Annotated in this window: 11 protein-coding genes; 5 read left to right on the forward strand and 6 right to left on the reverse strand. The window is 74.5% G+C overall.

Annotated features, from left to right (window positions below; all coding sequences use genetic code 11):
* Positions 1–225: 225 nt before the first annotated feature.
* The 4 genes from H4O22_RS10605 (at position 226) to H4O22_RS10620 (ending at position 4,798) form a co-directional block, all read left to right on the forward strand.
* Complete coding sequence (locus H4O22_RS10605) at positions 226–1,680, forward strand: sensor histidine kinase (RefSeq protein ID WP_182523389.1); 1,455 nt, start codon at positions 226–228, stop codon at positions 1,678–1,680.
* Positions 1,658–2,347: a LuxR C-terminal-related transcriptional regulator gene (locus H4O22_RS10610; RefSeq protein ID WP_182523390.1), complete on the forward strand. Its 690-nt coding sequence runs from the start codon at positions 1,658–1,660 to the stop codon at positions 2,345–2,347. The genes H4O22_RS10605 and H4O22_RS10610 overlap by 23 nt, the downstream gene beginning before the upstream one ends.
* A 110-nt stretch (positions 2,348–2,457) precedes the next feature.
* The gene (locus tag H4O22_RS10615) at positions 2,458–3,927 is read left to right on the forward strand and encodes a sugar transferase (RefSeq protein WP_182523391.1); all 1,470 of its coding nucleotides are present in this window, start codon (positions 2,458–2,460) and stop codon (positions 3,925–3,927) included.
* Positions 3,917–4,798 carry a hypothetical protein gene (locus H4O22_RS10620; protein ID WP_182523392.1) on the forward strand — a complete coding sequence of 294 codons (882 nt, stop codon included), beginning with the start codon at positions 3,917–3,919 and terminating at the stop codon, positions 4,796–4,798. Before H4O22_RS10615 ends, H4O22_RS10620 begins: the two co-directional genes overlap by 11 nt.
* 8 nt (positions 4,799–4,806) lie before the next feature.
* Here H4O22_RS10620 and H4O22_RS10625 read toward each other — a convergent pair whose 3' ends face one another.
* Genes H4O22_RS10625 through H4O22_RS10645 form a run of 5 tightly spaced genes read right to left on the reverse strand, consistent with a single transcriptional unit; the run spans position 4,807 to position 8,674 of the window.
* Positions 4,807–5,640, reverse strand: a complete 834-nt coding sequence (locus tag H4O22_RS10625; RefSeq protein ID WP_182523393.1) for a sulfotransferase family protein — start codon at positions 5,638–5,640, stop codon at positions 4,807–4,809.
* Positions 5,637–6,593, reverse strand: coding sequence for a glycosyltransferase family 2 protein (locus H4O22_RS10630; RefSeq protein WP_182523394.1), 957 nt, complete (start codon positions 6,591–6,593; stop codon positions 5,637–5,639). Before H4O22_RS10630 ends, H4O22_RS10625 begins: the two co-directional genes overlap by 4 nt.
* Entirely contained in the window at positions 6,590–7,633 is a 1,044-nt protein-coding gene (locus H4O22_RS10635) for a sulfotransferase (protein WP_182523395.1), read from the reverse strand. The genes H4O22_RS10630 and H4O22_RS10635 overlap by 4 nt, the downstream gene beginning before the upstream one ends.
* Positions 7,620–8,174, reverse strand: a complete 555-nt coding sequence (locus H4O22_RS10640) for a glycosyltransferase (RefSeq protein WP_182523396.1) — start codon at positions 8,172–8,174, stop codon at positions 7,620–7,622. The genes H4O22_RS10635 and H4O22_RS10640 overlap by 14 nt, the downstream gene beginning before the upstream one ends.
* Positions 8,171–8,674, reverse strand: a complete 504-nt coding sequence (locus tag H4O22_RS10645) for a glycosyltransferase family protein (RefSeq protein WP_182523397.1) — start codon at positions 8,672–8,674, stop codon at positions 8,171–8,173. Before H4O22_RS10645 ends, H4O22_RS10640 begins: the two co-directional genes overlap by 4 nt.
* A 175-nt stretch (positions 8,675–8,849) precedes the next feature.
* Here H4O22_RS10645 and H4O22_RS10650 point away from each other — a divergent pair, with 175 nt between their 5' ends.
* Positions 8,850–9,863: a hypothetical protein gene (locus H4O22_RS10650; RefSeq protein ID WP_182523398.1), complete on the forward strand. Its 1,014-nt coding sequence runs from the start codon at positions 8,850–8,852 to the stop codon at positions 9,861–9,863.
* 24 nt (positions 9,864–9,887) lie between these two features.
* Here the strand turns inward: H4O22_RS10650 and H4O22_RS10655 are convergent, their stop codons facing one another.
* Positions 9,888–10,673, reverse strand: coding sequence for a laminin G domain-containing protein (locus tag H4O22_RS10655; RefSeq protein WP_182523399.1), 786 nt, complete (start codon positions 10,671–10,673; stop codon positions 9,888–9,890).
* Positions 10,674–10,775: the final 102 nt, after the last annotated feature.

A 10,775-nucleotide genomic window follows, 5' to 3' on the forward strand; every position in this document is an offset into this window, starting at 1 on the left:
AGACGTCCGTTCCGCGGCAGGCGTGGAAGCGTTTCCCCAAGATATGGTATGCGAGCGGAGTTTCATGTGCCGTCCATCGCCGAGCAGGCCACGGTCGTCCCTGTGGACGTCAAGGCAGGCCCAGAGGGCGGCTCTACGTTCCTCTCCGTGGGGAACGAGTCCACGCGCGCTGCCGGACCGGGCCGCCAGCAGCAGTCCGAGGGGGGACCGTGGAGGCGCTGGATGATGACGTACCGGGCTGAGGACCTGCTCCGCGCCGGCTTGCGGATCCTGGCACTGGCCTTCTTCATCGCGCTCCCGATCGCGATCGTCATGTGGCTGGTGCCGGCGACGCGGGACCTCGACCGGGCCGCACTCGTCCACGAGCTGGTCGTCTACCCGTCCGTGCTGGTGGGCGGGATGCTGCTGTACGTCTGCTGGCGCCTCGCGCACAACGAGACGACCGCCTGGCTGACTGCCGTGGTCACGCTCGTCGGCGTCCAGGGCCTCGGGGTCGCCGCCATCCGGATCGCGCAGCCCGGCGCCATGGGCGAGCACGCCGGGTGGCTCGCCGGGATCGACCTCGCCGTCCAGACGCTGATGGTGGTGATGGCCGCGAACGCAGCGCGCCGCCCTCTGACCGTCGACCCGCTGCTCGTCGCCGTCGTCGGCGGCGTCCTGGTCACCGTCGCCCGGATGGCGGCGTTGGGGCTCCCGACGACGGCACTGACCGAGAACCAGCTCCGAGGTCTCGCGCTCGTGCTGTTCGCCGGACAGGTTCTCACCGCCGCGCTGGTCCTCCGGCTGCCGCACTCCCCCAGGTGGCTGCGAGCACGCATCGGGGTGGTCGCCGTGGTCCTCGGGCTCAGCCACCTGATGATCTCCCCCTACCCCGCCAACGAGGCCGGGAACGGCGTCGCGATCGGCCTCGGCGTCCTCGGCACGGCGGTGCTGCTCGACGCCGCGTACATGCTTCTCAAGGTGCTCCTCCAGCGACAGCGCAGCACGGTACGGAGCCTCCACGACCGGGTCGAGCACCTCGAGGCGGGCGTCCGGATCGACCGGGCGCGACTGCACGAGATCGGGACGACCCTCGCGGGCATCGCCAACGCCTCCACGCTGCTGCATCACGAGTCCTTCTCGATGACCCCCGACCGTCGGCGAGCACTCGAACGGGCCGTCGACGCCGAGGCGGCCCGGCTCCTGCGCCTGATGGACAAGCGACACGTCGCCCGGCCGGAGGAGACCGACCTGGACACGCTGCTCGAGCCCGTCGTCACGGCACACCGCGAGCGCGGACGGGTGGTCCACTGGGAGTCCTGCGGGCTCAAGGCGAGCTGCCGTCCCGACGACATCGCCGAGGTCGTCAACATCCTGCTCGAGAACGCCGCCCAGCACGCCGGCACCGGAACGGAGCTGACCGTGCGGCGGGTCGGCTCCTCGATCCGCATCCACGTCAGCGACCAGGGCCCGGGCATCCCTCCCGACGTCGCGGGGAACCTCTTCGCGTGGGGCAGACGCGGTCCGGGCTCGAACGGCCAGGGGATCGGCCTCCACATCGCCCACCGCCTGATGACCGAGCAGGGCGGCGACCTCGTGGTGTTGTCCTGCCCCGGGGCCGGCACCACGTTCGTCGCCTCGTTGCCCGAAGCGAGCGAGGACTGGGGGGACGCCGACGATGGCGGCAAGCGGGACGCGTAGCGCGGTCCGCGTCCTCATCGTCGAGGACCACACCCTCTTCGCGGACTCCCTCGACCTGTCGCTGTCCATGGAGGGGTACGACGTCCGTCGCGTGGCGCTGCCGGACGACCACGGGTCGCTCGCCGCGGTCCTCTCGACGGTGCTGGCCGCGCACCCCCGCATCGTCCTGCTGGACCTCGACCTCGGCCGCCTCGGTGACGGCTCCCGCCTGATCGGGCCGCTCGCGAAGGCGGGCGTCAACGTCGTCGTCGTCACCTCCTCCCCCGACCGAGCCCGGTGGGGCGAGTGCCTGCGCCTCGGCGCCCGGAAGGTCGTCACGAAGGCGCAACCCCTCAACGAGATCCTCTCCACGGTTCGTCGGCTCTCCCAGGGCTTCCCCGTCATGGACGTGGCCGAGCGCGAGCAGCTGCTCCAGCTCTGGCACGAGCAGCGCGGCGAGAAGCAGGAGGCGCGGGAGCGGCTCGAGCGGTTGACCCGGCGGGAGCGCGAGGTCCTCGCGTTCCTGGTCCGGGGCAAGACCGTCCGGGAGATCGCGGCCCACGGCGTGGTCTCGGAGGCGACCGTGCGGACCCAGGTGAAGGCCATCCTGGCCAAGCTCGAGGTCTCCTCCCAGCTGGCCGCCGTCGGCCTGGCCTACCACGTCGGCTGGAGCTTCCCGCAGGACTAGCCCGACGGCGCTCTTGCCCGATTTACGGCATGCCCGCCCACCCCCGCGTTGCCTAGGTTGACGGGACGTGGAACGGGGCCTCGAGCCCCTCGGAAGGGAGGTGGTCGGTCGTGACGGATGTGCTGCTCCCGCTCCCGCTCCCGGCAGGGCCGGTCCCTGCCGACCCGCTGGTCCTCGCCCCCCGACCGCTCCCCGGTGCGCTCGACACGCGCGAGACCCCCGCACGGCCCGCGACGCGGCCGGTCCCCCACCTGCTGCCGGCCCTCTGCGACATCACCGCGACCCTCGCGGGAGTCGCCGCACTCCTCCTCGTCGGACCCGCGCCGGGGCCGGTCGCGGTCGTCGGGGCGCTCCTCCTCTGGGCGGGGCTCCTCCTCGCCGATGGACAGGCCTGGCCCCCGGACAGCGAGCGGGCCCGTGCCGACCGGCTGAGGGCGCTGGTGCGCCCCGCCGGCGTGCTCGCGCTGTGCGGCTGCGTGGCCGCGGAGCTGCCGGACGGCGCCTTCCCCCTCTCCCTCGCGTCCGGCCTCACCTCCGGTCAGGCGCTCGCCCTCGCCGCGGCGCTGGCCGTCCCGGTGGCCGTGGCCCGGCTCCTCCTGCCCGCGCCCGCCTCGACGCCCGTCGTCGTCGCGGGCGCGTCCAGCGCCACGCTCGACCACGTCACCGCCGCGTTCCGGCGTGCTCAGCCACGGGGCGACGTACGACCGGTGCTGGTCGCGGGTCCCTCCGCCGAGGAGGAGCCCGACCGCCCCAGCTGCGGGCTCCTCGACCTCCCTGCCGTCGCCGACCGGGCCGGTGCGCGCGTCGTGGTCCTGATCCCCAGCGACAGCCACCACCCGCCGGTGCTGCGCCGGCTGCAGTGGGAGCTGGAGGCGTCGGGACGGCGGCTGCTCCTCGCCCCCGGACCGCTCGACGTCGCCCCCACCCGTGCCACCACGTGGCACGTCGAGGGCCAGCCGCTCGTGGAGGTGCGCCCCTCGCGGCACGCCGCCCGCCTGCGGACCGTGACCTGGGTGCCGGAACGGATCCTCGCCGCGATCGCGCTGTGCCTGATCAGCCCGGTGCTGCTCGCCGTGACGATCCTCATCCGGCTGGAGTCGCCCGGGCCGGCACTGTTCCGCCAGGTCCGGGTCGGACAGGACGGGCGGGAGTTCGTGATCTACAAGTTCCGCACGATGCGCGCCGACCCCGGGACGGACGTCCTGGTGAACGAGGCGGACGGGGTGCTGTTCAAGATCCGGCGCGATCCCCGCATCACGCGGCTCGGCGCCCACCTGCGTCGCTACTCCATCGACGAGCTCCCCCAGCTCGCCAACGTCGTGCTCGGCGACATGTCCCTCGTCGGCCCGCGGCCCGCCCTGCCCGCCGAGGTGGCGGCGTACGACGGGGACACCCGCCGGCGGCTGGCGGTGCGCCCCGGTCTCACGGGGCTGTGGCAGGTTTCCGGCCGCTCCGACCTCAGCTGGCAGGACACCGTCCGGCTCGACCTGCACTACGTCGACAACTGGTCGTTCCGGCTGGACCTGCGGATCCTGCGGCGGACCGTCGGCGCCGTGCTCACCCACCGTGGTGCGTACTGACGCTGGACCCCGTCGCCGCGCGCTCGCGGCCGGTGGGGCAGCGGTCGCGGCCCTCGGTGCCGCCGTCGGGGTCGCGAGCCTCACCGGAACGGACCAGACCGACGCCGCGCCGCCGGCCGGAGCGACCTTCGTCCGAGCCGAGTCCGACGGGGGCGTCTGGGTGGTGACCCGCAGCGACGGCACGACCCTCACCGTCGACCCGGACCTCGACGGAGCGGAAGCGCCCGGGCTGAGCCCCGACGGCCGCTGGCTCTCCTACGCCCGGGGGCCGGAGCCAGCACGGATCCTCACCCTGTACCTGCTGCGATCGGACCAGACCGAGCCACGTGCGGCGTCGCGTGTCGCCGCGACCCAGGGGTTCGCCCACCAGTGGTCCCCGGACAGCGCCCTCGTCCTGGTGCCGGTCGCCGACGGTGACGTCAACCTGGTCGACACGGCGACGAGCCTCGTCGGCCACTGGGGCGCCCCCGGCACGCCCACCGGGTTCGTCGACGACGACTCCCTCGGGTGGCTCCGGAGCCAGGGTGAACGGGGCGACGCGGGCCTGACCTGGGTGGTCACCGACCTCGAGACGACTCCCGAGCGCTCCCTCCGGCTCCAGGTGGACCGGGGCACCCTCGACCCCGCGGGCTCCCCGCACCTGATGCTCCGGCAGGCCTCGCTCTCCCCTGACGGGTCCCGGGTGGCCGCCCTGCTGGCCAACCACCGCGGACAGGCGCGGGTGCTCGTCTTCTCGACCGACGCCGGGGAGCTCCTCGAGCGCCGGGACCCGACCGGGACGGAGGTCGTGCTCGACTGCCCGTTCCGGTGGGAGTCCGGCTCCGCCGTGCTCCCGCGCCACGGCGAGGGCTGCGTCGTGGAGCCCGGCTGACCGGGGCGCTACCAGCCCCAGGACTCCCGCAGCGGCAAGCCGAACGTGCGCTCGAGGGCGTCGACCTCGGGGGCCAGGGCCGCCCGGACGGCCGACACGTCGCCCGCCTCGGGACGAACCGCCCGCCGGTCGATCGGCTGGTAGAGCGCCCGGTGCACCAGTGGCGACCGCTTGACCATGCCGACCAGCCGCGCGCCGTCGTGCTCGCGCACCCAGTCCGCGCTCCGCCGAGCCGCGCCGGCCAGGCGGACCGAGCGCGCCCGGGCTGCGGGCAGCCGCGCGGCGAGGTCCTTGGCCTCCAGGGGCAGCGGGTCGATCTCGAGGAAGTCGGTCACCGCGTCGAGGAAGCCCTGGGGGTCCGCCTCGAGGTCGTCGAAGACGCCGACGTGGACGAGGTGGCGCGGGAACCGCTCGAGGAAGCGGTCGAGGCCGGTGGCGTAGCGACCGTGCTCGAGGAGCTCCGGCCGGCTCTCGAGGGCCTCGGCGAAGGTGTCCGGGCCGATGCCGTGCTTGCGCATGTAGAGGTACGACGACCACGCGCGGTCGACGGGGTCGCGCAGGCAGACCATCACCTTGACCGGGCCCAGCGTCGCGTGGATGCGCGCCGCCGCCTCGGGGTGGAAGAGGTAGTCCTGGCACACCTCACCGACGACCGCCTCGCCGCGCGCGGCGCGGAACTGCGCGGCGTACCACTCCAGCCCCCGGTCGTAGTACCGGTCGAAGAAGTACAGGTCCTTGGCCGGGGTCAGGTAGGCGTCCGGGTGCTTGAGCAGCATCTCGTGCAACCACGACGAGCCCGCCTTGTCCGGGCCGACGTACAGGAAGTTCGGCAGCCGGCTCATGAGAGCCCCCGCCCCACGCGGCGCGCCGCGGAGAGCATCCGCTGCGGTTCGACGCCCGGGCTGGCGATGGCGATCGCGAGCCAGGCCTGCGGCGCCGCGGGGTAGCGGCACAGGGCCCGGCCGGCCATCCCCAGCGCGTGCCGGCGCTGGCCGGCCGCCGCGCGGGCGTAGGCGATCTGTCCGAGGATCCGCGCGTGGCCGCGCCGACGGTGCCGGAAGTCGGGGTGCTTGTCGAGGAGGTACTCCAGGGCGGTCGCGGTGTTGCGCGAGCGCTCGCGGAACCACGACGGGACGTCCTTGCGGATGTCCGCGAGCACGTCCTGGACGGCGCCGATCCGGCCGGCGCTGCTGGCCCGGAGCAACCAGTCGTAGTCCTCGCCGTAGCTGAAGGGCAGGTCCTCGTCGTACAGGCCGACCCGGTCGAAGGCCGAGCGACGCATCATCAGGGTCGAGCTGTGCAGCTCCTTGACGCGGTTCGACAGCAGCCGCTCGTGCGAGACGACGGCCTCGCGCGCAGGCCAGTCGACGTCGCCTCGGTCTCCCATGAGCAGCCGGATGCCGGCGCCGACCGCGAGGAGCTCGGGGTCGGCGAGGAGCCGGTCGACCTGGCGGCGCACCTTGGTCGGGTGCCAGAGGTCGTCGTCGTCGCAGCTGGCGACGAGACTGCCGCTCGAGGCCAGCAGGCCGGAGTTCCGGGCGCCGCACAGCCCCGGGGTGCGCGTGTTGACGATCGGCCGCACCGCCCGACCCGGGCGGGAGAGCCCGACCAGGCAGGGATCGGGGTCCTCCTGGTCGTGGACCACGATGACCTCCATCGACCCGGCGTAGTCCTGGGCGGTGATGGTGGCCAGCGTCTGCGCCAGGAGCTCGGGCCGGCCCCGGGTCGGGACCACGACACTCACCAGCGGCGTGGTCGTCGTCGACTCCGCCGTCGTCGATCGTTGTGCGTTCACATGCGCCCCTCGGGGTCGTGCCGGTCAGGGTGGCCGGTCGTGGTGGGCGACCCGGGGGTCGCGAGGTAGCCGTAGGCGGTGAGCAGGGGCAGCGTGAGGGCCGTGACGACGGCCCGGTCCGCCGCCGGCATCTCGTCGGCCCAGCGGTCGTCGCGCCGGAGGGCGAGGTCGCCGGAGCGGAACCTCCCGGGGTTGCCGGAGAGGCCGTGGCTGGGCCCCAGGTGCACCCGGCCGCCCTCGACGGCCGGCAGGTCGCCCGGGTCCAGGCGCAGCCCGAGGGCGGCCGTGGCCCGCACGAGCGACGGGACCGGGTCGGCGACGAAGTCCTCGTAGCGCAGCCGTGCCGACCGCACGCCACCCACGGCCGCGATCATCTCCATCTCCAGCTGCAGCGCGCTCCACTGGGCGGCGGCCCGCCGGGCCGGGATCCGCCACATCTCGTCGCGCCCGGTGGTCGCGTGCGGGCGCTCGACGTGCCGGCTCCAGGACCACGCGACCGCGCGCGGATCCCGGACCACGTTGAGGACCCGGACGTCGAGCCCGGGGGCTCCGGCGAGCGCCTGCCCGAGCGCCGGGCCCTTGGAGGCGTCGACCACGACTCGGGCGCCGGTCACCTCCGCGACGGCGCGGTAGATGCTCCGGTACGCCGTGCGCAGGTCGGCGAGCGGCGGCGGGACCGCGCCGCGCCGTACGACGAGGCCGGGCAGGTGTCGTTGGCGGGCGGCCACTCGCTGCAGCCGGACGAGGCGGTCGAGCACGTCCTCGGTCCAGCCGCCGAAGGCCAGGTCGCCGACCCGCTGCCACACCGCGCAGCGGGAGAACGGCTCGCCGCAGCCGCACCGCTCGTCGGCGGGGGCGACCGAGCGGGCGAGGTCGACGAGCTCGCCGACGTTGACCCACCCGGGGGCAGCGCCCAGCACCCGCTCGACGAGGGTCGAGCCGGAGCGGCCGAAACCGCCGAGGTAGAGGACGGTCGTCGTGGTCGTGGTGCCGCTGCTCGGAGCGGCGACCGCAACCGGACGTCGCTCAGCGGCCGGCATGGCTCCGCCGACGGGTCCGGGGCTGGGGACGCACCACCGCGAGCAGCTCGTCGAGCTCCGCCGCGACCTTGGCGCGCGCGCTGTCCCGGAGCTCGTGCACCGTGGCGAGGCCGACACCGCGGTGCGCGCCCTCCGCGAGAGCGGCGTCGAGCTGGACCTCGAAGGTCGCGCGGTCGAGCACCTCGCGCACGACCCCGACGCGCCCGACCATCGCGGCGAAGCGCTGCTGGTGGGCGTCGACGTGCTCGCCGAGCGCCGGGTCCCGCGGCACGCAGAGGGGGACGTGGCCGGCCTCCCGGGCCTCCGTGATCAGGCCGGGACCACCGTGGCACACGACGACCGACGCCGCCTCGAGCAGCCCGGCGAGCTGGTCGTGCCCGAGGAAGTCCTTCCCCTCGGCGACGACCGGCGGGCGGGAGGCTCCGTGCTGCACGACGACGTGGACCTCGGGATGCCGCACCGCCGCGTCGTCGGCCCAGGCGACCATCCGGTCGAAGGGGTGGTGGTCGGTCCCCGCGAGGACGAGCACGAGCGCGCTCACAGCAGCGGCCCCACGAGACGGGCGTCCGGGTAGAACGTGAGCTGGCTGGGCCACTGCACGATGCGTCGGGTCGTGAACGGCGCGCACAGGCGCCCCGTCATCGTGGGCGTGTCGACCCGGTCGTAGACCTCGATGAAGACGGTGGGGATGCCGAGCGACCAGGCGGCGGCGAAGAACGGGACGGCGACCCCGGCGCCGGCGCTCACGACCAGGGACGGGCGCTCGTGGCACAGGAGCCGTACGGCGAGCGCAGCGTTGCGCAGGAGGTTCGGCACGTTGCGGGTGGTCGGCGAGTGGGACCACTCGACCCGCTCGCCACGGAGGCGGTCCTCGACGTCGGGCGTCCGGGGGCAGACCCAGACCCGCCCGTGCTTCTCCCACCAGGAGCGGAGGGCCAGGAGGTGCGCCAGGTGGCCACCCTGGGTGCTGACCATCAGCACCGGCCCGGCCGGGTGGTGGGCGGCAGGCCCGGGCTGACCGGACCACGCGAGGGAGTTCATGCTCGGATCGTGGTCGCGCCTCGTCGCCCTCCGGCGACCTCGTACGACGGGTTCCTCAATTTTGGGGGACGCGCTGGACCGGCTCCCCGGAGTGACGACCCGCCGCCTCCCCCATCTGCGGTACGAGGCCGTGGGCCGGCCGCCCCGGTCTCCCGCCGCGGCTAGGTTCCCTGCCATGCCACTTCCGCGCCGGGCACTGCTGCGCTGCGGCGCCGCCGCCGCGATCGCGGCCGCGGCGACCTCCTGCCGCGACGCCCCGGACGGCTCGGGAACGCCGACGCCCACTCCTGCGGCTCCACCCTCGACCCGCGCCGGCGCGGGTCCGGGCGCCGCGCCGCACACCCCGGCGTGGGCGGGAGAACCGCCCCCCGGCACCCTCTACCTGGGCGCGTCGCTGCCCTACGGCCGGCCGCTGCGCGCGTGGGAACGGGAGCTCGGGTCGACGCTCTCGGTGCACCGCTCCTACTTCCGCCCGGACCCCAACGAGACGGCGCAGCTGGTGTGGCGCTGCCGCGACGACCTGGCCCACCAGCGCCTCCCGCACGTCTCCACCAAGCCGCCGGGGTCCTGGCGCGACGTCGCGGCGGGCCACCACGACCCCTGGCTCGGCGACATCCTCCGCCGGCTCGGCCGGCTGGACGCCCCGATCTTCTTCACCGTGCACCACGAGCCCGAGAACGACGCGGGAGCGGTGGGGATGCAGGCGCGCGACTTCGTCGCGATGCAGCGTCACGTGATCGACCTGGCGGCCCGTGCCGCGCCGCAGGTGAGCGTCGTCCCCGTGATCCAGCACTGGAGCTTCGAGCCGCTGCGCGGCGCGGTCGACCCGACCGCGTGGATCGTCGAGGAGGCGCCCATGCTCGGGATCGACGTCTACAACCCCTGGTCGCCGACGAACGGCAAGAGCTGGCGCAGCTTCGGCAGCCGGGTCGACGAGGTCGTCGCCTGGACCGGCGAGCGCCCCTTGGCCATCGGCGAGTTCGGCTCCCGCGACGACCCGACCCACCCGGGCGCCGCCGCCCAGTGGCTGCGCGACGCCGCCGCGTACGCACGCAGCAGCAGCATCGTCTCGATGTCGTACTTCAACTCCGGTGTGAAGGCCCCCGACGGGTCGCTGGAGATGAACAGGCCGACCGAGCAGGCGTTCGCCGAGCTGCTCGCCGCCGAGTGGGTGGCTCGCCCGGTGTGACCGCCACCGCGCCGGCCGGTGCCCTCACCGGTCGATCCGGACGTACACGTCGTCGACGCGACCGTGGAACTGGTCGTCGTCGTCGCCCAGGCCGGGGCTGCCGACGCGGATCGGCTCGTCGTTGGTCACCGACCCGGTCGCGCCCGCGCGCCGGGCCACCGACCCGTCGACGGTGATCGCGAGCCCCTCACCGTCGCGCCGGCAGACCACCCGGTGCCACGCCGAGTCCGCGACCGTGGTGTCCGAGCGCACGACCAGCACCTCGTCGCCCGAGCGCACCTGGCAGCTCGGGAAGCCCGCCTCGCTGTCGACCTGCAGCTTCCACTGGCCGCCACCGCTGCCGAACCGTCCCTTCTGCACGATGTTCGAGGCGCCGGTCGCCTGGTCCGCGGCCAGCCAGACCGTCGCGCCGAACTCGAAGTCGTCCGTCCCGGCGTCGAGCGAGCGCGTGGGCGGGACCTCGACCAGGCCACGCGGACACCCGCTGACCGCCCGGCACGGCGCGGGGAAGGCGATGGAGACGGCGCTGTCGTCCGCACCGGCAGCCGGTCGCACCGCTCCCCCGCTGGCCACGAGCACCCGGCCGACCCCCGGTCCGCCGGCGGCGTCCGGGTAGGCCGTCGCGCCGTCGTAGCCGAGCGTCTCCTCCTCGAAGGACAACCACAGGTCGGCGCCGGAGAGGTCGGCCGCACGCGTGCTCGTCGAGCTCGGCTGCGGCGTATCCGGACGCAGGTCCGGTCCCGCCGCGTCGCCTCCGCAGCCCGTCAGGACCACGGCCACCACGGCCACCACGGCCACCACGGCGCCCACCCAGGGTCGTCTGCCCGCTCTGCGCACTGCTCCTCCTCTCCTCCCCCCGGGCCCGGTACCTCATTTGGGGGACGAGTCCCCGGGATCCCCCTGACGGCCGCA

It is taken from the genome of Nocardioides dongkuii (genome assembly GCF_014127485.1).
Lineage (GTDB): Bacteria > Actinomycetota > Actinomycetes > Propionibacteriales > Nocardioidaceae > Nocardioides > Nocardioides dongkuii.

Excerpts from the sequence above, each read along its gene's own strand:
- H4O22_RS10635 (WP_182523395.1), bottom strand. The coding sequence starts at position 7,633 with ATGCCGGCCGCTGAGCGACGTCCGGTTGCGGTCGCCGCTCCGAGCAGC.
- H4O22_RS10625 (WP_182523393.1), bottom strand. The coding sequence starts at position 5,640 with ATGAGCCGGCTGCCGAACTTCCTGTACGTCGGCCCGGACAAGGCGGGC.
- H4O22_RS10610 (WP_182523390.1), top strand. The coding sequence starts at position 1,658 with ATGGCGGCAAGCGGGACGCGTAGCGCGGTCCGCGTCCTCATCGTCGAG.
- H4O22_RS10650 (WP_182523398.1), top strand. The coding sequence starts at position 8,850 with ATGCCACTTCCGCGCCGGGCACTGCTGCGCTGCGGCGCCGCCGCCGCG.
- H4O22_RS10605 (WP_182523389.1), top strand. The coding sequence starts at position 226 with ATGACGTACCGGGCTGAGGACCTGCTCCGCGCCGGCTTGCGGATCCTG.
- H4O22_RS10645 (WP_182523397.1), bottom strand. The coding sequence starts at position 8,674 with ATGAACTCCCTCGCGTGGTCCGGTCAGCCCGGGCCTGCCGCCCACCAC.